This window comes from Rhizobium sp. SRDI969 (assembly GCF_025152725.1).
GTDB classification, from domain to species: domain Bacteria; phylum Pseudomonadota; class Alphaproteobacteria; order Rhizobiales; family Rhizobiaceae; genus Rhizobium; species Rhizobium leguminosarum_I.
Genome location: NZ_CP104035.1, coordinates 3,678,190 through 3,700,380, shown reverse-complemented (window position 1 = coordinate 3,700,380; position 22,191 = coordinate 3,678,190). Strand labels below are relative to the sequence as shown.

Here is a 22,191-nt window from a genome sequence, read left to right as displayed (position 1 = left end):
ACCCCCGCCTTGAGGCCGGCCATGGAGACATGCGCCGGCCTCCTGTTTTTGCATGGCTGCGGTGATTTTCCGAGCATTGTTGATGTGTATGCGCGATGCCATCTGCGAGTAGGCAATCAACGAGCAAGAGGAAAAGGACAATGTCCGCACTCCGCAATTCAGTCCGTACTGGCTTCTTTGGCCGTGCATTCGCCGTCCTTGGCGCTGCAAACGCCGTCAGCGCTGCTGTCGAAGCAGGTCGCCGCCCGCGCCCCAACGACCTCACGAAACTCGGCATCGACCCGACCTCCTTCGAGCACGTCACCCGCTAAGACCTTCAAGTCATGCATGAATGAATTAGCCCGCAACCGGATGGTCGCGGGCTTCATTTTTATCCCACCGGGTGCAACAGCGCGACGCCCTGTGACACCCGACGTCAGGCTTGAAGCTCTTTCCGCTGGGTGTCGTGATCCTCCACCTTTTCGCGCCTGTTGTGGCGGATGGACGACCAAAGGGACAGGCCGATCAAGGCCGCGCCGCCGAGCCCGGTGATAACCTCGGGGATGTGTACCAGGGTCTGCGCATACATGATCACCGAGAGGATCAGGATGGCGTAGAAGGCGCCATGTTCGAGATAGCGATATTCGGCAAGCGTTCCCTTCTCCACCAGCATGATCGTCATCGAGCGCACATACATGGCGCCGATGCCGAGGCCGATTGCGATGACGAAGAGGTTCTGCGTCAGCGCAAAGGCGCCGATGACGCCGTCGAAGGAGAAGCTGGCATCCAGCACCTCCAGATAGATGAAGGCGCCGAGGCCGCCCTTGGCGGCAGCACTCATCGTCTGCTGCGAGGCATCGAGCAGCCCGCCGACCACCTCGACCGCGAGGAAGGTGAGCAGGCCATAGATGGCGCAATGGACGAAGACAGTGGCTTCCTCGCCACCGATCAGCCAGGAAAAAACCAGCATCAGCGCCAGCACGAAGGCGATCTCGATGCCCTTGATGGTGGCCGAACGCGCCATCATCTTCTCAAGACCGCCGATCCAGTGCACCTGCTTCTCGTGATTGAAGAAGTAGTTGAGGCCGACCATCATCAGGAAGGTGCCGCCGAAGGCTGCGATCGGCAGATGTGCGTCGTTCATGATGCGGGCATATTCGGCCGGCTCGCGTGCGGCAAGCACCAGAGCATCCCAGGGACCGATCTGGGCCGCGATCGCGACGATTGCCAGCGGGAAGACGATGCGCATGCCGAAGACGGCTATGATGATGCCCCAGGTGAGGAAGCGCTTCTGCCAGACCGGCGTCATCTCCTTCAGCTTGTTGGCGTTGACGATGGCATTGTCGAAGGAGAGCGATATCTCCAGCACTGCAAGCACTGTGCAGATGAAGAAGACGGTCGCCATGCCGCCGATCGTGCCGGTCGTCTGCCAGCCGAGCATGGCGCCGAGAACGAGGCCGAGGGCAGTAACGATGAAAGCCCAGCGGAAATAGCTGAGCGAAGATTTATGGGTCACGGACTGGTTCATGGCCGCACCTCGCGGCCGCAAATTGCATCGAAGCGGGCTGAAATATTGGAAAAACGCGACATGCCACAACGGGCATGCGGGTCAGGCATGGTGAGTCTGTTCATTGATGAAAAATCCGCCGGCTAAGCTGCAGGCGGTACCGACATCACGAGAGCGCCGTAAAAACTCTCGCCAGAGGGGCCCGGCACCAAAGTTCCCCCGTCAGCCGATGTCTGGAAGGCTGCGGGATAGGCTCTAGGTAATGAGCTTCCCCGGCCAGTCAAGGCTGGTCGCCACACCGGGATTGGGTAATTTTTTTGGAACCATCCTGATGCCCACCCGTTAGGCACTGTTGAGCTTAAAAAAGGAGGCCGATGATGCACACTTCGACCCATATTCCAGATAAACGCACGGAGGCGTCCGACCGCATGAAGCGGGCGAAGCCAAACCGCATGCAGAAGGCGCAGGTGCTGCCGCCGCATCAGGTCGATCTGACGCTGACGCCCGGCGTCTATCACGACATTCACGTGCCGGCCCATGTTAGCGGTGCCGATCTTTCCAAGGGTGGACCCGACATTAAGGCCCCCGGCGTGAAAGCCAATGCAGAGACCAAGAAATAACGGCTATTCCGGATGCCTCTTTGGCGCGCTGACGCTAGATTTAAAACAGGATGAGAAACATATGACGATCAACTTTGTGCCCCGCGAGATCTTCATCCGGCACGAAAATGAATGGCAGGCTGTCCGCGAGGCGGCGGACGAGCGCGTCAATATCGGCAAACGCCAGAAGCCGTTCTCGTGCATTGCCGGCACGGCATCGGTTGGGAAAAACGATCCTTCGGCCGCACGCTCCGAATAACCAACCAGTCACGCTGGCGTTAGCGACGTTAGCGCCCGGCATGATGCCGGGCAGTCGCGTGCCTCACGCTCGAAGCCGATCAGCTCGCCGAAGACGTTCCATGGATTTTCCCCAGAGGAATTTTTCGCTGGCCAAAATCTGGGCGTGGAATTTGTTCAGCTTTTCCCCTCATGGGTTTAAGCAGGCGCACCGGCCCCACCGATGCACCTCGGCGCTTCCATGTTATTGGAGGGGAAGATCGGCCAACCATGCATCATCCTGTCGCCGCGCCAACCTTTCGGAAAGGATTGGGCAGCGATAATCCCGCCTCACGGGAATCGGACAGATGGCCAAGACAGCGACACGCGGCCGCCGCAAGGCGCCAGCCAGAGGAAAGAGCAAAGCGCGCAGCAGCGGTGGCGGATTGCTGCCCTGGGCGGTGATCGGCATTGCCGCGTTCGGCGGCATCGTCGCCCACGACCATTGGAAGAGCATCCAGCCGATGCTTGCAAGGCAATCGCCGTCGATCACGCCGGAAACGGCGGAGCCGAGGCCCGTCGTCAGGAAGGACGTGCCGCCGAAGCAGGTGGCGCTTGCCGCCCCCATGCCCAAAACCGCAGCGTCGGTGCCTCAGTCGCAGCCGCTGCCGCCAGCCGCGATCCCGACGCCGATGATCCAACCGATAAAGACAGTGCCGTCCCCGGCCTTGCCTGCCGTTTCGGAAACCGGGGCGGTCGCCTTCGGCTATTGCGGGCAGGGCGCGCATATCAATTGCGTCGGCGACGGTGGTGTCTTCTGGTACAAGGGCGAGAAGATCGTGATTGCCGACATGGCAAGCCCCGTAGTCGATCAGGCGCGCTGTGACGGCGAGCGCCGGGTGGCCTTCGCCGCCAAGTCGCGGCTGCTGGCGCTTCTGAACGCCGGGCCCTTCACCATGAATGCCGCGGGCAAGAGCGAGCCCTCTGGCGCGCCGCGCGTCGTCTCGCGCGACGGGCGCTCTTTCGGCGCGCAGCTGATCAATGAGGGACTGGCACGCAAGCCAGGGGCTGTCGGCAGCGCCTGGTGCGCCTGAGAGCGGCTACTTACCCTTCTTCACCAGCTTGCCGCCGGTGCGGAAGCTGCCAGTGAAGGAAGAATCCTTGCTTTCGGCGGTGCATTCGATCGCGATCGGCTGGCCGGCATAGGGATTGCCGAAGGTGCAGAAGCCGGCGACCTTGACCTCTCCGGTCATCTTGTTGCCGACACCGGTGGTGACGAGGCTGAGCGGCAGGCGGGCATTGCCGTTGGAGGCGGGCTTGATGCCGCTGCCGTCGCCCTGGAAGCCGAGCGCCTTGCCGTCTGAAGTGAAGATGAAGGTCACCAAGCCATTGGCCAGCGTGACGCTGGCAAGCTCGTTCTTGCAGCCCTTGGTGGCGTCGAATTTGGCGACGACCAGCTTGGCGCATTTGCCGGAAAGCGTAATGACGCCGGGAGCACCGGGAAAGGTCTCGGCAGGTGCGGCCGGCGCGGCAGAGGCCGGCAAGGCGAGGGCAATGGAAAAAATTGCGGCAGCGGCAAGCACGGATAACTTCATTTCGATCTCAAACCCCATGTCGTGGCGAGGCGAATCACAACCTCACCCTCGGTCCGCCATGGCATGGTTCTGTGTCCGAATTTGGCTCCGCTATTCCTGAAGCACAAAAATTTCACCGGCCACCAGGCTGGCTCGGCGATCGGCGGCAGATGAGTGAAAAGTTGGTTGAGCTTGCCGGTTGCAAGATCCGGCAATGGCATAGGCTGCAGGACATCGGCAACGAACCGATGTGACACGACAGTGGCAAGGAACTGATCGAGCGTGCCGTCGTGGACGCACTTCTGGTCAAGGGGAATGGGCCCAGGCAGGGAAGTCCAGGCCCATTCGTTCCCGATCGGAGGTCAGTCAGATCAGGAATTTGTAGCTGCCGGATAATTAGAACAGGATTCAGATTTTAGGCCGACCCGGCCTAAAATCATCCTATTCCAGCCGGCAGCCCTTTATCAGAACGCGCGCTGCAGGCGGAAGAAGCCCGAGGTGACGTCGTCAGCATCTTCCGGATCGAGGTACTGAATCGAAATCTTCGTGGAGAGGTTCTCGACGATCTGGTAGTCGATCGTCACGCCGGCCTTCCAGGCATCGCCGTCGTTGAACTCGCCGGCAGTGACGCCGTAGTCGCCGTAGTACTGAACACCAGGGGTAATCTTCAGCTTGTCAGTCGCCTTGATGGCGTATTCAGCAGCGACCGCCCATTCAGCCTTGTTGTAGTAGGCGTTCGGGTTGGTCGCGTAGACAACTGCGAGGCCGAGCGTGCCCGGACCAACAGCAACCGTACCCATTGCGCGGACGGCACCTTCTTCGTTGTCGGTGTCGTAACCGGCAGTGATCTGGTAGCTGAAGGCACCAGCCTTGCCGCCGAGACCAACTGCAACGCCGAAGTTGTTAGCGGTTTCGCCATGATAGAACGGGCTGTCTTCCAGTTCGTCGACGCTGATGCCAGCATAGAAGTCGCTGGTTTCGTACTGATAACGGATCGAGTTATGCAGCGTTACCGGCGAACCGATATCGTCCGTTTCGCCGGAGAGGCCATCGTCCCACCAGCTGTAGAACAGACCGGCGCGGAAACCGGCGATGTCGAGGTATGCGGAGTCCAGCTGGGCCTTCTGGGCCGTAGCGTTGTCAGCATTGAACTGCATGACGATAACGCCGGTCAGCGGACCATATTCGGTGTCGCTCTTGGCCGTGAACTGGACCTGGCCACGCGTGCGGGCATCCCAGTCCGAGTCGTTGGGGACAGAACCACCGCCGGCAGCGCCGATCGAGCTGGCGTGCGGAGCAACGTCAACCTGGAAACGGATGTAACCGTTGATCTTGAGGCAGGTTTCGGTGCCCGGGATATAGAAGTAGCCGGTGCCGTAAGCGTCGCAGACGCGAACATATTCAACCGGTTCCGGCTCGGCAGCAACGATAGCGTCAGCAGCCTGAGCGCCGGATACTGCTGCAAGCGCAGCAGCGGAGCCGAGAAGAAGGCTCTTGATGTTCATGGAATAACCTCCAGTTCAGATGCAGAAGGATGAAGACCGTTGCCATCGGCAGTCCCTACATGTCTTCACCCCGTGTGACCGAAGCGGCACCTTTTTGGCTCGGTGCCTGCCTCGCCGCGGAAGTTACATAGGGGATGTTGCACTGCAACGACATTGTCGATCGTGACAGCAGGCTGGCACAGCTATGTTGCTGAAATCACACGCATTTTGTCATAAACTCGTCATCTATCCGTCACAAAACCGCGCCTCAGGATGCGTGAGCAACGAGGGGCTGAACTTCGGTGGCGGTATACAATTGATGATCGCGTGAGCATGTCCTCATGTGCGAACGCGCCGTCACTGCAATTGCACGAATCGGCAAAGAGCCGACAACCGCCATGGTTTGCCAGGACATGTGGATTTCGTGCCACGGGTTCTCACTGGCCGTGATCGACGAATGTCGCCTCGGCGAGAAGCGAAGAAGATCTGGCACGCACTTTTGCTGGAATTGCTCTATTCGCCTTTTTCACCAGCTTGCCGGCGGCCGCTCAGGCGTCGAACGGGGAGAGCAATCGTCTCACTCGGGATTTTTGAAATCGTCCCAGAGGATTGCTGCCCCGGCCGCGAAAATGGTGATCGGTATCAGCCAAAGCTTGATGCTAATGGGTTCGACGACATGAAACAGCATATAACCGAAACCGAAGAAGCCAGCCCCAACCAGGGTGAGGCCGAGGATTATGGATATTGCTTTACGTGTCCGCGTCCGTTGCGTCATGCCTTTCCAGATGACAGAAGACCGAAATGTTCTTCCTTTTCAGGGTTTCGGCGGCGGTGGAAGCGGGCTCCCTGCCCCCAACAAAGACACCAGGGCCAACAGACCGTAGATTACAGTCGCCATGCCAAGGATCAGCAGCGCTAGACCGATCACATTGAACCACATGGGAAACTGCCGCGTCGGCAGCATCATAAATGGTTTGGCGATACTGTTCTTGCTTCGAACATTGATTATCTCTGGCAAGGGCCCAGTTGACAAAAGGGCCACGGAGAAAAACTCCTTGCCCGCAAGCGTCGGCACCTTCAGCGAAAACCTTCCATTGGGAAGATGAGCCTCCGAATATTCACGCGGGTTCCAAATTTCAAAATGCTGCGGCTCCCAATTGAATACAATTTCGATCTCCTCGACTGCGGCGCGGCCGGTGTTGATCACCCAGATCTCCAGTGTATTAATCAAAAGCTGCGTCCCATTCGGACCTGCATTCGGAAGCAGGAACGAATGTTGATGCCTGTTAGCCCACCTCAAACGTCCTTTCGCCAGCGCGAACTGCGTCAACACAATGGTCACGATTGTTATTATCGCTGTCTGTGCAAACGGTGAGCTGAGAATTTTCAACAGCACTGTGACGGCTCTTTCTCGACAGGGTCATGGGCCGATCCCGCCGAGACTTTTTTGTTTCGGCGGGGCGGTGTTTAAGCAAGGGGATTTGGTAAATCACCCGGCCTAGTGAAGATCGCGCTTTTCCCGAGCGATCCGCTCGCTACCAGGATGGCGCTTACCCTTCAGCACTTCGTTGACGCGTCCCTGATTGACGCCGAAGCGGAAGGCGATCTCATGCTGATACTCGCCGTTCCAGCTGTGCAGCCATACCTGTACGGCGTCGTCGAGGGTGAGACTGTGGTGTGTATGCTTCATTTTCGGGTTTCCTACTGGTTAAGAAACCTCGATCAGCTTGACAGGTCATCCTCCCCAAGTATCCTTGGGATTGTTAAGGGGTGAGCCGCTTTGCCGATCGAGGCATTCGGTTTATTCGACACGAGGCCGGGGTTGCACCCCCGGCCTTTTTCGCGCCCTGCTCGCCCGATTGGCGATCAGTGACGAAAGTAAAGTTTGAAACCGCTGATTCCGTCAAGGGGTTGAAAATTAACTCCTGTGGAACGGGTGCATGCGATAAGCATCTGCACCAAATGGGTTTTTCCCCATCCACAATTAAAAGCTGTTTAAAAACATGGCCTTCTCCCTGAAACACTAAGGCCATGAAAAGACTTGCGAAAACCGGCCGTTGACCTGCTGCTTTCCATATAATCCACAGTTTGCACTTGTCGGCGGCCGCATTTAGTGGGCGCGACTTAGAATCGCGACGGCGCGTTTCGGCAAAAGTCCATCACAAGATTTGTCGGAAGTGATTCTCTGGGTGAAGGCTGTTGATAGTCAATAGATCCCCATCGACGACGGCAACGAGGCAAGCTTCGCCCGTTCCCGCCGGATAGTTCCGGCGGCATCTGCTGGCGCAAAGGGGGCGGGGGGCGCGATAGTCGCGACTGCCTTTTGCGGGTGGTTCGGAAGATCTGCGCTGACCTAGGAAAAGCGCAAGGCTGCCCATTCCAGGAAACGACCGGCGTCGCCACCCCAAACGATCAAGAATAATGTGAAAAGGAAAACGGCGCCTGTAAGCAGCAGCAAAATCATCGCCGGATAGCTATAGGCCATGAACACTTTTGCCGATTTTTCAAATCGGTCGAAGCGATTCATTATGTACTCTTTTGGGTATTGGAGCTGATAGCGGTAAAAATCGACGTCGTCGTGATTGATGGAATACTTCTGCAGCACCGCGTCGTAGCGATGTGAAAGAGTTGAAAATAACTCCTGTGTAACATTGTCACCGGCAAAACGAAGTTCGCGGCGGATCTCCTGAATCTCCAGTGAACCGCGTGACCGCTTGCGTAAGATAGCACCGATGACGCCAAGAGTAGCACCGACAGAGCCGTCGAAAACAGGTTTGTGATCGGCTGCGAAGCCGCCGAGGCTCCCATGAGCGATGGTCCGACAGACAGCAATATCAGGTATGCGGAAGAGAACGACGTGAGCGGTCATGCGCTTATCGATATATGCTCGAGGCGCTTTGCCGCTTTGAAGCGCGCCCCAGCCGTCGCTTTGAGCGAACGGTTGAAATCCGTAATCGTGTCACTCATGCTCTGGCCTTCGTTGCGATAGTTGGAGCGTTTTTTGCTGCGCAAAGGGGGCAGGGGAGGTAGGCTTTCAGCCTGAGTTGTTTCTTGCCAGGCCCAAGCCGTATCGTGTGGCGATGGTCTCTATCTACTTAAGCAGCGCCTCGTCGTATACCGGATCAGCCGGCTTCCGCATTGGTTCGGGATCAGGGAATGGCACGTCCGCGGCGTTCCTGGCCGCCGGCTCGCGGTGCGGCTTGCCGGGAAGATCGATAGACGAGTCGTCAAGACAGGAACGGCGGGGCGGGAGCTGGAAACACTTGGTGCCGCCCTCAGTTTCGCTCTCAAGGAAAAGAAGCTGGTTATCGGTACCAGTCTTTCTTCCGCAAAAATCAGCGGCGCGTGAGCGTTGGCTTACACGCTCGGAGGGCCCCGGTTTGTTTACCGGCGTGCTCGGCATCACGGCAACGAACCTTCGATATCGAAACGCGAAAATCGGCGATTGGGGCAGGCTCTTTCGCCCCTCCTGCCACGTCGCCAGACTTATCCTGATCAGCCTCTATTCGGACACCAGGTATGAGGCAATCCTCAAGCATACTTGCATCACGTGGATGATAGAGGGCAGGGTTCCGATCTGGGAAGTTACCGGCTTCTCCGGAGCCTCCTAGAAGATCATCCGCAGCGTCTATGGGCATCACCATCCTGAGCACCTATCCGCTGCAAAGCCGCGGTTTCGTGGGCGTTAATTGGGCGAGGCTATGAAGAACGGAAAAACAGCAATCAGCTACTTTTCTAATCCCCCTGCGGGGCAGGAGATCGGATGGTGGGCGTGACAGGGATTGAACCTGTGACCCCTACGATGTCAACGTAGTGCTCTCCCGCTGAGCTACACGCCCATCCGATGGCGGCGCATAGATCACAAAACCTTCGGAGCCGTCAATAGGCTTTTTCAGTTTTGTGACGCGCTGCTCGTCACGCCTTATGCGGCAAGCATTTTGTTGACCTCATCGACGAGGTCGCGCAGGTGGAAAGGCTTGGAAAGGACCTTGGCATCCTTCGGCGCCTTCGAATCAGGGTTCAGCGCCACGGCGGCAAAACCGGTGATGAACATTACCTTCAGGTCGGGGTCGAGTTCGGTGGCGCGGCGCGCCAGCTCGATGCCATCCATCTCGGGCATGACGATATCGGTCAGCAGCAGGGAAAACGGCTCCTCGCGCAGCCGGTCATAGGCGCTGGCGCCATTGTCGTAGGAAAGGACCTTGTAGCCGGCCTTTTCGAGCGCTTTCACCAGGAAGCGGCGCATGTCGTTATCGTCTTCGGCGAGAAGTATCTTCTGAGTCATCAATCCAGACCGCGATCCATAAGTTTTTGGTGGGCTACCAGCCGTTTACACTAGTCTTTACCCGGTAAACAACCGGTGAATTGCCTGTGCCTGACCGCCATCCCTTCTACATAGTATGGACTTGCGGCCGGGCAACTGGCAACATGGGCAAAGCAGTCAGTTCATGACATGGTAAAGAGGGCCGAAAGTGCCGGAAATACGCGAATACGAGCTTTTTGAGGTCCATGAGCCCGTGTCGCAGACCATTCCCTTCGTCTACAACTCCCCCCATAGCGGCCGTATTTATCCACCGGAATTTATTGCCCAGTCCAGGCTGGAGGGAATCGCCATCCGCCGTTCCGAGGATCACTATGTCGACGAGCTCTTCGGCTCGGCCGTCGCACTCGGCGCGCCACTCCTGGCGGCCAACTTCCCGCGCGCCTATCTCGACGTCAATCGCGAGCCCTACGAGCTCGATCCGCGGATGTTCGACGGGCTGCTGCCGCCCTATGCCAACGTCAATTCGCTCAGGGTCGCCGGCGGGCTCGGCACCATTCCGCGCATCGTCGCCGAGAACATGGAGATCTATGCGCGGCGCCTGCCGGTGCAGGAGGGGCTCGACCGCGTCGAAGCCGTCTACAAGCCCTATCATGCGGCGCTGCGCCGGTTGATTGCGCGAACGCATGTGCAGTTCGGCTTCGGCGTGCTGATCGACTGCCATTCGATGCCCGGCAATGTGCGGGTCGCCGGCAGCACTTCGCGACCTGATTTCATCATTGGTGATCGCTACGGCACCAGCGCTTCGGCCGAGCTTTCGCGCGCGGCCATCGCCATCCTCGAGGAAATGGGTTTTGCGGCTATCCGCAACAAGCCTTATGCCGGCGGCTTCATCACCGAACATTACGGCAGGCCTTCGCGCGGCCTGCACGCGCTGCAGATTGAGGTGAATCGGGCGATCTATGTCGACGAGCTGACGCTGGAGAAGCACGAGGATTTCGCCGCGGTGGCCAATGCCGTCACGGACTTCATGGAGCAGATGGCGGACTACGTCGAGAAATTCGCCGGCGATCGGGCGCTGGCCGCCGAATGAATCCATTTTCGATTTCGCTGATATCTGGCCTCCCGGCCAAAAAAAACCGCGCTTGTGAGCGCGGCTAAGTCTAGGGAGGAAACACCCAAGGAGGGTATTTACAGTCAGAAGACTGTATGAAGACGCTACTATTGCATTGCACAAATGTCAAGCAATTTATTGCGCTGCGACATCTTTGGGCAGTTAAACCCAAATTGCCTGATGCGATTGCATTCCCGTTGCTTTTCGCTATGAAAAGCGCCATTCCCGCCAGCCAAACGGATCCATCATGTTTCCTGACCGTTCGTTCTTCAACCGCCTGGCGGAAGCCGCCCGGGCCGAGACGCTGCCGCGCTTCCGCTCCGGCCTCGATGTCACGAACAAGCTTTCCTCCGGTTTCGATCCGGTAACGGAGGGCGACCGGGCGGCCGAACTCGCCATCCGGGCGCTGATCGAGGAGAATTTCCCCGGCCACGGCATTCTCGGCGAGGAACATGGCGATGTCGGGCTCGACCGTGAATATGTCTGGGTGATCGATCCGATCGACGGCACGCGCGCCTTTATATCCGGTGTGCCGGTGTGGGGAACGCTGATCGGCCTGCAGAAGGATGGCAGGGCGATCATGGGCATGATTGAGCAGCCCTTTACCGGCGAGCGTTATTTCGCCGACCAGAACGGTTCGATCTATACCGGGCCGGAGGGCGAACGGCGGCTGGCGACGCGCCAGTGCGACGCGCTGTCGAACGCCATCCTGTTCACCACCTCGCCGCATCTCTTTGCCGGCGAGGAGATGGAGAAATACCGCGAGATTGAGAGCCAGGTACGGCTCTTCCGCTACGGCTGCGACTGCTATGCCTATGCGCTGCTCGCCGCCGGCCATATTGATCTCGTTGTCGAAAACAGCCTGAAGCCTTATGATGTCGGCGGCATCATTCCCGTCATCGAGGGGGCGGGCGGCATCATCACCACCTGGGACGGTGGACGGCCGGAAAACGGCGGCTCGATCATCGCCGCCGGCAGCCAGGCGGTCTACGAAGCGGCGGTCGCCATCCTGCAGCGCTGATCCCCCAGTCAGCAGCGCTGATCCCCCGGTCGGCAAAGCCGATCCGGCTCACGTACCTAGGGCAGCAATGTCCTGGTTTTCTTCGGCATCGCTGCCGGGAATGAAGGCGTGGAAGGCCGCAAGGGCGGCGGCGCGATAGATATCCCGTTCCTGGAATATCTCGTGCCGGGCGCCGTTGATCGGCACCAGCTGGCCGGCGCGGAAATAACGCGAAAGGCGCTCCTGCGCCGTATAGGGCACGACACCGTCACGCGTTGGGGCGATGACGATGGTCGGGATGGTGATCGAGAAGAGATGGTAGGGCGAGGTGACCCGGTCCATCGTGCGAAAGGCCTCGGTCAGCCAGCGGGCTGTCGGTGGCCCCAGTGTCAGCTCCGGATGGGCCTTCATCATCGCCACATTGCGCTCGAAGCGGTGCTCGTCCGAGGTCAGCGGATTGTCGCGGAAATCCGGCTCCTTCAGTTTCGAGGTCAGCGGCAGGAAGCCGAGGCCGACGGCGTTCAGCGTGCCGGCAAGGGTGCGAATGACGCGGGGCGAAGCCGCCTGGCCGGTAAGGCCGATGAAGGGCGCCGACAGCACCATGCGATCGATACGAGTGGTGAGATAGGGGGCGGCCGAGAGCGCGATCAGGCCGCCTGTGGAATGCGCGAGCAAGTAGAAGGGCAGGCGGGTATCCGGCAGCACCACCTTTTCGAGGAAGGTGTCGAGATCGCGCTCGTAATCGACGAAGCGGCGGATGTGGCCGTGGTTGCGGCGTTTGAGGAGCCGCTGCGAGCCGCCCTGGCCGCGCATGTCGAAGGTCGCGACCCAGAGGCCCCTAGCCGTCAGGTCGCGGATCGTCTCAAAATATTTCTCGATATATTCGTTTCGGCCGTGCAGGATGACGACGGTGCCCTTGGCAACCTGTCCGCTAGAGCGGAAGACGGCGTAACGCAGTTGGTGGCCGTCATGGGTTTCGAAGAACCCCTCCGTGCGGTTTTCCGGAGCGGGATTGTCGGGCGTCGAATAGAGAACCTGATCCATGACTTTGCCAATGCGCCACTGCTGACTGCTTCCACCTTCAGGGATAGCGCATGGCACCCGGCTTGGAAAGCGGTGGGGGAAAAGGGCCGGCAGGAGCATGAGGGTGCTCGCGGCCGGCCGAAGTTGAGACTGAAGAAGAAGGGACGATGCACTTCAGCCATCGGGACCAGATTCACCCGACGCCGAAATTTCTAGGCGAATGCGCCTGAACGCGCTCCGAACCGGTCGTTCATGCGGGGTTCACGGGCCGATCAAGGCGATTCCGGAAAGGTCTTGAACTCGTCAAATCCCATCACCATCTCCTTTCTGCGGGTGCCGGAAAGGGCCTGCGCAACCGCCCCGAGGCCGCCAAAGATGGGGTTTCAGGGGCATTTCATCGCAACACGTCGCTTCCACAGGAGGACATCATGCGTCACGTAGACTTCTCTCCCCTTTATCGTTCGACCGTCGGTTTCGACCGGCTCTTCACCATGCTCGACAGTCTTGCCCAGCCGGAGCAGGCGCAGACCTATCCGCCCTATAATATCGAGCGCACCGGTGAAAACACCTATCGCATCACCATGGCCGTTGCCGGTTTCGACGAGACCGAACTTTCGATCGAAGCCCATGCCCATGTCCTGTCCGTGAAGGGTGAAAAGCACGAGGAACCTGCCGAAAGCGGCGAATTCCTCTACCGCGGTATTGCCAAGCGTGCCTTCGAGCGCCGCTTCCAGCTTGCCGACCATGTCGAGGTGACCGCTGCTTCGCTGAAGAACGGCCTGCTGCACATCGACCTTCTGCGCAATATTCCCGAGGCCATGAAGCCCCGCAAGATTACGATTGCTGCAGAACCGGTCGAGGCTCCGAAGGCCATCGAAGCGCAGATCATCAACGGCTAATCAGATCCTTGTAGGATGAAACGGACGGCGCTCCATCGGGGGCGCCGTTTTTTATTGCCGCTTGGCGCGACATGCTTCATGCCGGGCTGGCGGCTTCGTCGATTTCCTCGTCCGTTGCGCGGCGGGCCGCGGCGGCGGCGTATTTCTGGGCGATGACGGCGCAGACCATCAACTGGATCTGGTGGAACAGCATCAGCGGAAGCACGATCGCGCCGATCGACTGGCCTGCGAAGATGACGTTCGCCATCGGCACGCCGCTTGCAAGGCTCTTCTTCGAGCCGCAGAAGGTGATGGTGATCTCGTCGGCCTTGTTGAAGCCCAGCCAACGGCTGCCGAACATCGTCAGTACCAGGACAATTGCCAGCAGAACCATGTCGGCGACGATGACGACGGCGATATCGGCGATCGAGAAGGTGTGCCACAGACCTTCGACCACAGCCGTGCTGAAGGCGAGATAGACGACCATCAGGATCGAGCCGCGGTCGACAGGCATCAGGATCTTCTTCTTGGCGCGAATCCAGTCGCCGATCCAGGGCTGCAGAATCTGGCCGACGATGAACGGGGCGAGCAACTGCAGCAGGATCTGCTCTAATGCGTCGAAGGAGAAGCCGCCGTGGCCGCCGACGGAAAACAACAGGCCGACGAGCAGCGGTGTCAGGAACATGCCGAAGATGTTGGATGCCGAGGCCGAGCAGATGGCGGCCGACACGTTGCCGCCCGCCATCGAGGTGAAGGCGATCGACGACTGCACCGTCGAGGGCAGCACGCAGAGGAAGAGGATGCCGAGATAAAGCGGCTGCGGCAGGATCGTGTCGGGGATCAGTCCGAGCGCCATGCCAAGCAGCGGGAAGATGCCGAAGGTCGTCAGCAGAATGACGAGATGCAGGCGCCAGTGCAGCAGGCCTGATATGACGACGTCGCGCGACAGGCGGGCGCCGTGCAGGAAAAACAGCAGCGCGATGGCAAGGTCGGTGGCGATACCGAAATAATGCGCGAATGTGCCGCGCGCCGGCAGCAGCGAGGCGAGGATGACGGTGCAGACAAGCAGGATGGTGAATGTATCGGGCAGAAAGCGGCGCATGGCGATCTCGCGGCGTGATAAAACAATCATTGTTCTGTCGTCCATTATGATCCAGGATGCAAGGAATAACAGTTATCGAGAAACTGGATCATGCTAGACCTTTCGCAATTGCGCAGTTTCGTTGCTGTCGAACAGATGGGCAGTTTCACGCTCGCGGCAGAGAGGCTCGGCCTCGGTCAGTCGACCGTCAGCCAGCACATCCAGCGGCTGGAGACGGCACTCGGGCGCAAGCTGCTGGCGCGCGACACGCATAAGGTGATGCTGACCGGCGATGGCGAGGCGCTGCTGTTGCATGCGCGCGCCATGCTTTCGATCGAGGGGCAGATACAGTCGCTGTTTAAGAACAACAGCCTGCGCGGCAGCCTGCGGCTCGGCGTGTCGGAAGATTTCGTCACCAGTCAGTTGCCGGCGGTGCTCGAGGATTTCGTTCGTTCGCACCCCTCCGTCGACCTTGAGCTGACTGTGGCGCTTTCCGGCGTTCTCTACGAGATGCAGGACAATGGCGAGATCGATCTGGTGCTCGCCAAGCGCCGGCTCGGCGATGCGCGCGGAAAGCTCGTCTATCGCGAGCCGCTCGTCTGGCTGGCGCGTGATCCAGAGCGTGTGCTCGCCTCCGGCCCTCTGCCACTGATCGCCTTTCCGCCGCCGAGCGTCACGCGAGTGATCGCGCTCGAAGCGCTCGGTCGAAACGGGGTGCCGTGGAGGATCGTCTGTACCTGCGGCAGCTTGAGCGGGCTGACGGCAGCGGCCCGGGCCGGGATGGGGGTGCTGGTGCAGCCGCGCAGCATGGCGCCCTCAGGGCTGAAGGAAATCACTGCGGGAAGACTTCCGGTGCTGGAGGATGTGGAATTCGTGCTGGTTCCGCGCAAGGGCGCGAACCAGGCGCTGGTCTCGGCCCTGTCGGAGGATATTCTGCAGAAGGTGAGGGGGCTGAGGTCGGCGTGAGTCCTTGCCGGCAGCGAAAGGCCCGCCGGGCCGGCAAGCCTTTCGCGCCGGCGATCAAGCGGCCAGGCATTTCAGGAAACCATCGACATCCGCTTCGGTCGTCGCGAAGCTGGTGACGAGGCGGATCAGGGTTTCGCTTTCGGAAACGAGTTCGGGCGTTGCCGCCGGGACCGGCCATTCGTAAAATTTCGCGCCCTTTTCCTCCGCGGTTTTTACGGCACTTTTGCTGACGACGGCAAAGACTTCGTTGGATGCGGTCGGCCAGGCGAGGCGGGCGGAATTGCTCGTGCCGATGCCGGCGCGCAGCCGGTCGGCCATGCCGTTCGAATGACGGGCAAGATCGAGCCAGAGGCCGTTTTCGAAATAGGCGTCGAACTGGGCGGCGATGAAACGCGACTTGGAGAAGAGCTGGGCGGCGCGCTTGCGGATGAAGGGCATTTCCCGCGCCTGATCCGGATTGAAGAAGACGATCGCCTCGGCGCACCAGCAGCCGTTCTTGGTGCCGCCGAAGGAGAGCATGTCGACGCCGCGCTTCCAGGTCATCTCGGCCGGGGTGGCGCCAAGTGCGACCAGGGCGTTGGCAAAGCGGGCACCATCCATGTGGAGCGGCAGGCTGCGCTTTCTGGCGATGGCGGCGATCTCGCCGATCTCCGGCAAGGAATAGACGGTGCCGATCTCGGTCGCCTGGGTGATGGTCACGGCGCTGGCGCGGCCGTGATGGACGGCGTCCTCGGGAAAGGTTGCGATCTTTTCAGAAAGCTTCGCCGGATCGATCTTGCCGGCTTCGCCGTCAACGGCAACGAGACGGGCGGCGCCGGAGAAAAATTCCGGCGCACCGCATTCATCCTCGATCACATGGGCTTCCGAATGGCAGAAGGTGATGCCGCCGGGGCGCTGGACGCTTGCGAGCGACAGCGAGTTGGCGGCTGTGCCGGTGGCGACGAAGAAGATCGAAACCTCACGCTCGAAGATCTCGGAAAAACGAGCTTCGACCTTTCTGTCGAGATCGCCGGCGCCATAGGCGGCGGCAAAGCCGGTCGATTCCGTCAGCAGACGTTCGGCAATGGATTTGTGGGCGCCGGCCCAGTTATCGGAAGCAAAGAACATGTGGGGAAACCGTTGGAAAGGAAGGGGTTGGCAAGTCCGCAGCGGACATTACGCCAAAGCTTCGCAGGATCAAGGTTGTCGCCGGCGACACATCACGGAAATTGAACTACGCAATCAATAAACAAAATAATACGTTACAACGTAATTTTCTTTCGTCATCGCCGCTACATAGGCAATCTTCCGTCGCAAATTGACGTTTTTTGACGGAGCGCTCTTGCAGAGCCGAATGCTTTCTGGCATAGAACTGATGAATTAGGACAGTGTTGCTGTCCTATTCTGGCCTTTATGACCGAAGAGGCGCCGAAAGCCCTGGAACAGACCGGCTTTCACGCTATAGTTCTTCCGAGCGTCAAGCCTTAAGGGGTGGCGCGCGGAGGCGAATGGCAGGCGCGGAACGCGACGGTTTGCTTTCCTTTAAAGCAGATGTCTGCGGCCGATCTTCACAATGCAACAGCGCTGTCATGCGCCGAACCTATCTTCGGGTTGCGGCGCGGGACGAAAAGCCGCCCGCGACCGCGCGGGCTTCGACAGGAGGAAAGATGATGACGAAGACGCCATCCATGGAAGTTGACCGGTTTGCTGCTGCTGAGCTGCGCGCGACGGCCAATATGTCCAAATCCGCCTCCGGCCTGCCGAAGAAGCAGGGCCTCTACGATCCGCGCAACGAACATGATGCCTGCGGCGTCGGCTTCGTCGCCCATATGAAGGGTGAGAAGTCGCACCAGATCGTCAAGGATGGCCTTTTCATCCTCGAGAACCTGACGCATCGCGGCGCCGTCGGCGCCGATCCGCTGATGGGTGACGGCGCCGGCATCCTGGTGCAGATCCCCGACCGTTTCTTCCGCGAGGAGATGGCCGAGCAGGGCATCACCCTGCCGCCGGTCGGCGAATATGGTGTCGGCCATATCTTCATGCCGCGCGATGAAAAGCAGATCGAGCATTTCAAGAAGGTGATCAAGGACGTCATCACCGAGGAAGGTCAGGTCTTCATCGGCTTCCGTGACGTGCCGGTCGACAATTCCTCGCTCTCCAAGGCGCCGGCCATTGCCGCAACCGAGCCGCATCATGTGCAGGTCTTCATCGGCGCCGGCGAGGACGCCGAAAACAACGACGAGTTCGAGCGCCGGCTGTTCACGCTGCGCAAGGTGATCTCCAACCGCATCTATGACGAGTTCGACGGCGAGGAGAGCAATTTCTATCCGGTATCGCTGTCGTCGGCGACTGTGGTCTACAAGGGCATGTTCCTGGCCTATCAGGTCGGCGTCTACTACAAGGACCTGTCGGATCCGCGCTTCGAAAGCGCGGTCGCCCTGGTGCATCAACGCTTCTCGACCAACACCTTCCCGTCGTGGAAGCTCGCGCATCCCTACCGTATGGTCGCCCATAACGGCGAGATCAACACGCTGCGCGGCAACGTCAACTGGATGGCGGCGCGCCAGGCGTCGGTCTCCTCGCCGCTGTTCGGCGAGGACATTTCCAAGCTCTGGCCGATCTCTTACGAGGGGCAGTCGGACACGGCCTGCTTCGACAATGCGCTCGAATTCCTAGTGCGCGGCGGTTATTCGCTGGCGCATGCCGTGATGATGCTGATCCCGGAAGCCTGGGCCGGCAACCAGTCGATGACGGCCGAACGCAAGGCGTTCTACGAATATCATGCGGCGCTGATGGAGCCCTGGGACGGGCCGGCTGCCGTCGCCTTCACCGACGGCAAGCAGATCGGCGCGACGCTCGACCGCAACGGCCTGCGGCCGGCGCGCTACCTGGTCACCGATGACGACCGCGTCATCATGGCGTCCGAAGCCGGCGTGCTGCCGGTTCCGGAGGAGAAGATCATCCAGAAGTGGCGCCTGCAGCCGGGCAAGATGCTGCTGATCGATATGGAAGAAGGCCGCATCATCTCCGACGATGAGGTGAAGTCGCAGCTGGCGACGGCGCATCCCTATCGCAGCTGGCTCAACCGCACCCAGCTGATCCTCGAAGACCTGAAGCCGGTGGAGCCGCGGGCGCTGCGCCGCGACGTGTCGCTGCTCGACCGCCAGCAGGCCTTCGGCTATACGCTCGAGGATACACGCATCCTGATGTCGCCGATGGCGACGACGGGCCAGGAGGCGATCGGCTCGATGGGCACGGATACGCCGATCTCGGCGATGTCGGAAAAGCCGAAGTTGCTCTACACCTATTTCAAGCAGAACTTCGCGCAGGTGACCAACCCGCCGATCGACCCGATCCGCGAGGAACTGGTTATGAGCCTGGTTTCCTTCATCGGCCCGCGGCCGAACATTCTCGACCACGAGGGGGCGGCGAACGCCAAGCGGCTCGAGGTTCGTCAGCCGATCCTGACCAATGGCGATCTCGAAAAGATCCGCTCGATCGGCCACACGGAAGATCGTTTCGACACCAAGACGCTCGATTTCACCTATGACATCGAGCGTGGTGCCGAAGGCATGCCCGAGATGCTCGACCGGCTCTGCGAGCGCGCAGAGGCGGCCGTCAAGGGCGGCTACAACATCATCGTGCTCTCCGACCGCCAGATCGGGCCGGACCGGATCGCGATTCCCGCGTTGCTCGCCACCGCTGCCGTGCATCACCATCTGATCCGCAAGGGGCTGCGCACCTCGGTCGGTCTCGTCGTCGAGACCGGAGAGCCGCGCGAGGTCCACCATTTCTGCCTGCTCGCCGGCTACGGCGCCGAGGCGATCAACCCTTATCTTGCCTTCGACACGTTGCTCGACATGCATGCCAAAGACGAATTCCCGAAGGAAGTGGATGCTTCCGAAGTCGTCTACCGCTACATCAAGGCAGTCGGCAAAGGCATCCTCAAGGTCATGTCGAAGATGGGCATCTCGACCTACCAGTCCTATTGCGGCGCGCAGATCTTCGATGCGATCGGCCTGCAGTCGGAACTGATCGACAAGTATTTCTTCGGAACCGCGACGATGATCGAAGGCGTCGGCCTCGAGGCGATCGCCTCAGAAACCGTCGCCCGCCATAACGCGGCCTTCGGCACCGATCCGCTTCTTGCCACGACGCTCGACATCGGCGGCGAATATGCCTACCGCATGCGCGGCGAAAGCCATGCCTGGACGCCGGATGCGGTCGCGGCCCTTCAGCATGCCGTGCGCGGCAATGCCGAGGACCGTTACCAGGAATTCGCGGAGATGGTGAACAACTCGGCGCTGCGGATGAACACGATCCGCGGGCTGTTCAAGATCAAGAGCGCCGAAGCGCTCGGCCGCAAGCCGGTATCGGTCGACGAGGTCGAACCGGCGGCCGATATCGTCAAGCGGTTCTCGACGGGCGCAATGTCCTTCGGCTCGATCTCCAGAGAGGCGCATACGACGCTGGCGATCGCCATGAACCGGATCGGCGGCAAGTCGAACACCGGCGAAGGTGGTGAGGAATCCGACCGCTACATGCCGCTGGCCGATGGTTCGATGAACCCGGAACGTTCGGCGATCAAGCAGATCGCCTCCGGCCGCTTCGGCGTCACCACCGAATATCTTGTCAATGCCGACATGCTGCAGATCAAGGTGGCGCAGGGCGCCAAGCCCGGCGAAGGCGGCCAGCTGCCCGGTCACAAGGTCGATGCGACTGTTGCCAAGACCCGCCACTCGACACCGGGTGTCGGCCTGATCTCGCCGCCGCCGCACCACGACATCTATTCGATCGAAGATCTGGCGCAGCTGATCTACGATCTGAAGAACGTCAACTCGACCGCCGATGTTTCGGTCAAGCTCGTCTCGGAAGTCGGCGTCGGCACGGTTGCCGCCGGTGTCGCCAAGGCACGCGCCGACCATATTACGGTCGCCGGCTTCGACGGCGGCACGGGTGCGTCGCCGCTGACGTCGCTGAAACATGCCGGCAGCCCCTGGGAAATCGGCCTTGCCGAGACCCAGCAGACGCTGGTGCTGAACGGGCTGCGCTCGCGTGTCGCCCTGCAGGTGGACGGTGGGCTGAAGACCGGCCGCGACGTCATTATCGGCGCGCTGCTCGGAGCCGACGAATTCGGCTTTGCCACCGCGCCGCTGATTGCCGCCGGCTGCATCATGATGCGCAAGTGCCATCTCAACACCTGTCCGGTGGGTGTGGCGACCCAGGATCCGGTGCTGCGCAAGCGCTTCAAGGGCGCGCCGGAGCACGTCATCAACTATTTCTTCTTCGTCGCCAACGAAGTGCGTGAAATCCTCGCCTCGCTGGGCTTCACCCGGCTCGACGAGATCATCGGCGCCTCGGAGCTTCTGGAGAAGGACGAGATGCTGAACCACTGGAAGGCAAAGGGCCTCGATTTCAGCCGTATCTTCCACAAGGTCGACGCTCCCAAGGAAGAGACCTTCTGGACGAGCCGGCAGAAGCACCCGATCGACGATATTCTCGACCGCGTGCTGATCGAGCAGGCGCAGCCGGCACTGACGGCCAAGACGCCCGTCGCCTTCGAAGTCGGCATCAAGAACGTCGACCGGTCGGTGGGCGCGATGCTTTCCGGCGAGGTCGCCAAGCGTTATCGCCATCGCGGTCTGAAGGAAGACACGATCAACGTGACGCTTCGCGGCACGGCGGGGCAGAGCTTCGGCGCCTTCCTGGCGCGCGGCGTCACTTTCAACCTGATCGGCGACGGCAACGACTATGTCGGCAAGGGCCTTTCGGGCGGCAAGATCATCATCCGGCCGCCGGAGAATTCGAGGATCGTGGCCGAGGACTCGATCATCGTCGGCAACACCGTGCTCTATGGTGCGACTGAGGGCGAATGCTATTTCCGCGGCGTGGCGGGCGAACGTTTCGCCGTGCGCAATTCAGGCGCGATCGCCATCGTCGAAGGTGTCGGCGACCATGGCTGCGAATACATGACCGGTGGCGTCGTCGTCGTGCTCGGCGCCACGGGCCGTAACTTCGCAGCCGGCATGTCCGGCGGTGTTGCCTACGTGCTCGATGAAGCCGGCGATTTCGCCAGCCGCTGCAACATGGCGATGGTCGAGCTCGAGCCGGTGCCCGAGGAGGACGACATGCTGGAGAAGCTGCACCACCACGGCGGCGACCTCATGCACAAGGGACGCGTCGACGTCTCTGGCGACATGACGCGCCATGACGAGGAGCGCCTCTACCAGCTGATCTCCAACCATCTGCACTATACCGGCTCGGCCCGCGCCACTGAGATACTCGACAACTGGGCCGACTACCGTCCGAAGTTCCGCAAGGTCATGCCGGTCGAATATCGTCGTGCGCTCGAGGAAATGGAGCGCAGCCGGATGGGCATCGCCGCGGAATGAATGGCACCGGGACATCCGTCACCTGCTGACTGCAGGTGACGGATGACGACAATATCTCAATGACCCGTGACGATCACGCCGACGACGAAGGCTGTTCAGATCGCACGGATGTCTTGCAGGGGATATGATCCAATGACG

20 protein-coding genes and 1 tRNA gene are annotated in these 22,191 nt (G+C 60.3%); 9 read left to right on the top strand and 12 right to left on the bottom strand.

Annotated elements, in window-relative coordinates; genetic code table 11:
- Positions 1–140 precede the first annotated feature (140 nt).
- Positions 141–311: a hypothetical protein gene (locus N2A41_RS18430; protein WP_017967876.1), complete on the top strand. Its 171-nt coding sequence runs from the start codon at positions 141–143 to the stop codon at positions 309–311.
- Positions 312–415: 104 nt separating this feature from the next.
- Here the strand turns inward: N2A41_RS18430 and N2A41_RS18425 are convergent, their stop codons facing one another.
- The gene (locus N2A41_RS18425; RefSeq protein ID WP_260109430.1) at positions 416–1,507 is read right to left on the bottom strand and encodes a DUF475 domain-containing protein; all 1,092 of its coding nucleotides are present in this window, start codon (positions 1,505–1,507) and stop codon (positions 416–418) included.
- 353 nt (positions 1,508–1,860) lie between these two features.
- On the opposite strand from N2A41_RS18425, the gene N2A41_RS18420 reads away from it, so the two are divergent.
- The 3 genes from N2A41_RS18420 (at position 1,861) to N2A41_RS18410 (ending at position 3,395) form a co-directional block, all read left to right on the top strand.
- Positions 1,861–2,106, top strand: coding sequence for a hypothetical protein (locus N2A41_RS18420; protein ID WP_162116967.1), 246 nt, complete (start codon positions 1,861–1,863; stop codon positions 2,104–2,106).
- A 61-nt stretch (positions 2,107–2,167) separates the two neighbouring features.
- On the top strand, positions 2,168–2,344 hold the full coding sequence (locus tag N2A41_RS18415; RefSeq protein WP_168724777.1) for a hypothetical protein: 177 nt from the start codon (positions 2,168–2,170) through the stop codon (positions 2,342–2,344).
- Positions 2,345–2,669: 325 nt separating this feature from the next.
- Entirely contained in the window at positions 2,670–3,395 is a 726-nt protein-coding gene (locus tag N2A41_RS18410; RefSeq protein WP_170259823.1) for a hypothetical protein, read from the top strand.
- Between the two features lie 6 nt (positions 3,396–3,401).
- Here the strand turns inward: N2A41_RS18410 and N2A41_RS18405 are convergent, their stop codons facing one another.
- From N2A41_RS18405 to cpdR1, 8 genes are all read right to left on the bottom strand, one after another.
- Positions 3,402–3,914 (bottom strand): hypothetical protein, encoded by a 513-nt coding sequence (locus tag N2A41_RS18405; RefSeq protein WP_170259822.1) that lies wholly within the window; start codon positions 3,912–3,914, stop codon positions 3,402–3,404.
- 425 nt (positions 3,915–4,339) lie between these two features.
- The gene (locus tag N2A41_RS18400; RefSeq protein ID WP_260109429.1) at positions 4,340–5,380 is read right to left on the bottom strand and encodes a porin; all 1,041 of its coding nucleotides are present in this window, start codon (positions 5,378–5,380) and stop codon (positions 4,340–4,342) included.
- Between the two features lie 556 nt (positions 5,381–5,936).
- Positions 5,937–6,134: a hypothetical protein gene (locus tag N2A41_RS18395; RefSeq protein WP_003552742.1), complete on the bottom strand. Its 198-nt coding sequence runs from the start codon at positions 6,132–6,134 to the stop codon at positions 5,937–5,939.
- Between the two features lie 39 nt (positions 6,135–6,173).
- Positions 6,174–6,755 carry a hypothetical protein gene (locus tag N2A41_RS18390; protein WP_260109428.1) on the bottom strand — a complete coding sequence of 194 codons (582 nt, stop codon included), beginning with the start codon at positions 6,753–6,755 and terminating at the stop codon, positions 6,174–6,176.
- 102 nt (positions 6,756–6,857) lie between these two features.
- A complete protein-coding gene (locus tag N2A41_RS18385) occupies positions 6,858–7,049 on the bottom strand; it encodes a hypothetical protein (RefSeq protein WP_170277093.1) in 192 nt (63 codons plus the stop codon).
- A 663-nt stretch (positions 7,050–7,712) separates the two neighbouring features.
- A complete protein-coding gene (locus N2A41_RS18380) occupies positions 7,713–8,228 on the bottom strand; it encodes a hypothetical protein (RefSeq protein ID WP_260109427.1) in 516 nt (171 codons plus the stop codon).
- Positions 8,229–9,123: 895 nt separating this feature from the next.
- A tRNA-Val gene (locus tag N2A41_RS18375) sits at positions 9,124–9,198 on the bottom strand.
- 83 nt (positions 9,199–9,281) lie between these two features.
- Positions 9,282–9,644, bottom strand: a complete 363-nt coding sequence (gene cpdR1 / locus N2A41_RS18370) for a response regulator CpdR1 (protein ID WP_003542883.1) — start codon at positions 9,642–9,644, stop codon at positions 9,282–9,284.
- A gap of 187 nt (positions 9,645–9,831) precedes the next feature.
- Between cpdR1 and N2A41_RS18365 the strand changes: the two genes are divergently transcribed.
- Together N2A41_RS18365 and hisN are read left to right on the top strand one after the other, a co-directional pair.
- Positions 9,832–10,713: an N-formylglutamate amidohydrolase gene (locus N2A41_RS18365; protein ID WP_260109426.1), complete on the top strand. Its 882-nt coding sequence runs from the start codon at positions 9,832–9,834 to the stop codon at positions 10,711–10,713.
- Between the two features lie 268 nt (positions 10,714–10,981).
- Positions 10,982–11,755: a histidinol-phosphatase gene (hisN, locus tag N2A41_RS18360; RefSeq protein ID WP_003552738.1), complete on the top strand. Its 774-nt coding sequence runs from the start codon at positions 10,982–10,984 to the stop codon at positions 11,753–11,755.
- 48 nt (positions 11,756–11,803) lie between these two features.
- Here the strand turns inward: hisN and N2A41_RS18355 are convergent, their stop codons facing one another.
- Complete coding sequence (locus N2A41_RS18355; protein ID WP_170277097.1) at positions 11,804–12,778, bottom strand: alpha/beta fold hydrolase; 975 nt, start codon at positions 12,776–12,778, stop codon at positions 11,804–11,806.
- Positions 12,779–13,185: 407 nt separating this feature from the next.
- On the opposite strand from N2A41_RS18355, the gene N2A41_RS18350 reads away from it, so the two are divergent.
- Entirely contained in the window at positions 13,186–13,656 is a 471-nt protein-coding gene (locus tag N2A41_RS18350; protein ID WP_017967865.1) for an Hsp20 family protein, read from the top strand.
- A 76-nt stretch (positions 13,657–13,732) separates the two neighbouring features.
- Here the strand turns inward: N2A41_RS18350 and N2A41_RS18345 are convergent, their stop codons facing one another.
- Positions 13,733–14,782, bottom strand: a complete 1,050-nt coding sequence (locus tag N2A41_RS18345; protein ID WP_032985735.1) for a bile acid:sodium symporter family protein — start codon at positions 14,780–14,782, stop codon at positions 13,733–13,735.
- A gap of 45 nt (positions 14,783–14,827) precedes the next feature.
- Here N2A41_RS18345 and N2A41_RS18340 point away from each other — a divergent pair, with 45 nt between their 5' ends.
- A complete protein-coding gene (locus tag N2A41_RS18340) occupies positions 14,828–15,682 on the top strand; it encodes a LysR substrate-binding domain-containing protein (RefSeq protein WP_222384556.1) in 855 nt (284 codons plus the stop codon).
- 54 nt (positions 15,683–15,736) lie between these two features.
- Here N2A41_RS18340 and N2A41_RS18335 read toward each other — a convergent pair whose 3' ends face one another.
- Positions 15,737–16,789 carry a threonine aldolase family protein gene (locus tag N2A41_RS18335; RefSeq protein ID WP_222280394.1) on the bottom strand — a complete coding sequence of 351 codons (1,053 nt, stop codon included), beginning with the start codon at positions 16,787–16,789 and terminating at the stop codon, positions 15,737–15,739.
- 539 nt (positions 16,790–17,328) lie between these two features.
- Here N2A41_RS18335 and gltB point away from each other — a divergent pair.
- Positions 17,329–22,053, top strand: coding sequence for a glutamate synthase large subunit (gene gltB, locus N2A41_RS18330; RefSeq protein WP_260109425.1), 4,725 nt, complete (start codon positions 17,329–17,331; stop codon positions 22,051–22,053).
- Positions 22,054–22,191: the final 138 nt, after the last annotated feature.

Excerpts from the sequence above, each read along its gene's own strand:
- N2A41_RS18430 (WP_017967876.1), top strand. The coding sequence starts at position 141 with ATGTCCGCACTCCGCAATTCAGTCCGTACTGGCTTCTTTGGCCGTGCA.
- N2A41_RS18425 (WP_260109430.1), bottom strand. The coding sequence starts at position 1,507 with ATGAACCAGTCCGTGACCCATAAATCTTCGCTCAGCTATTTCCGCTGG.
- N2A41_RS18420 (WP_162116967.1), top strand. The coding sequence starts at position 1,861 with ATGATGCACACTTCGACCCATATTCCAGATAAACGCACGGAGGCGTCC.
- N2A41_RS18415 (WP_168724777.1), top strand. The coding sequence starts at position 2,168 with ATGACGATCAACTTTGTGCCCCGCGAGATCTTCATCCGGCACGAAAAT.
- N2A41_RS18410 (WP_170259823.1), top strand. The coding sequence starts at position 2,670 with ATGGCCAAGACAGCGACACGCGGCCGCCGCAAGGCGCCAGCCAGAGGA.
- N2A41_RS18405 (WP_170259822.1), bottom strand. The coding sequence starts at position 3,914 with ATGGGGTTTGAGATCGAAATGAAGTTATCCGTGCTTGCCGCTGCCGCA.
- N2A41_RS18400 (WP_260109429.1), bottom strand. The coding sequence starts at position 5,380 with ATGAACATCAAGAGCCTTCTTCTCGGCTCCGCTGCTGCGCTTGCAGCA.
- N2A41_RS18395 (WP_003552742.1), bottom strand. The coding sequence starts at position 6,134 with ATGACGCAACGGACGCGGACACGTAAAGCAATATCCATAATCCTCGGC.
- N2A41_RS18385 (WP_170277093.1), bottom strand. The coding sequence starts at position 7,049 with ATGAAGCATACACACCACAGTCTCACCCTCGACGACGCCGTACAGGTA.
- N2A41_RS18380 (WP_260109427.1), bottom strand. The coding sequence starts at position 8,228 with ATGACCGCTCACGTCGTTCTCTTCCGCATACCTGATATTGCTGTCTGT.
- cpdR1 (WP_003542883.1), bottom strand. The coding sequence starts at position 9,644 with ATGACTCAGAAGATACTTCTCGCCGAAGACGATAACGACATGCGCCGC.
- hisN (WP_003552738.1), top strand. The coding sequence starts at position 10,982 with ATGTTTCCTGACCGTTCGTTCTTCAACCGCCTGGCGGAAGCCGCCCGG.
- N2A41_RS18355 (WP_170277097.1), bottom strand. The coding sequence starts at position 12,778 with ATGGATCAGGTTCTCTATTCGACGCCCGACAATCCCGCTCCGGAAAAC.
- N2A41_RS18350 (WP_017967865.1), top strand. The coding sequence starts at position 13,186 with ATGCGTCACGTAGACTTCTCTCCCCTTTATCGTTCGACCGTCGGTTTC.
- N2A41_RS18345 (WP_032985735.1), bottom strand. The coding sequence starts at position 14,782 with ATGGACGACAGAACAATGATTGTTTTATCACGCCGCGAGATCGCCATG.
- N2A41_RS18340 (WP_222384556.1), top strand. The coding sequence starts at position 14,828 with ATGCTAGACCTTTCGCAATTGCGCAGTTTCGTTGCTGTCGAACAGATG.
- N2A41_RS18335 (WP_222280394.1), bottom strand. The coding sequence starts at position 16,789 with ATGTTCTTTGCTTCCGATAACTGGGCCGGCGCCCACAAATCCATTGCC.
- gltB (WP_260109425.1), top strand. The coding sequence starts at position 17,329 with ATGATGACGAAGACGCCATCCATGGAAGTTGACCGGTTTGCTGCTGCT.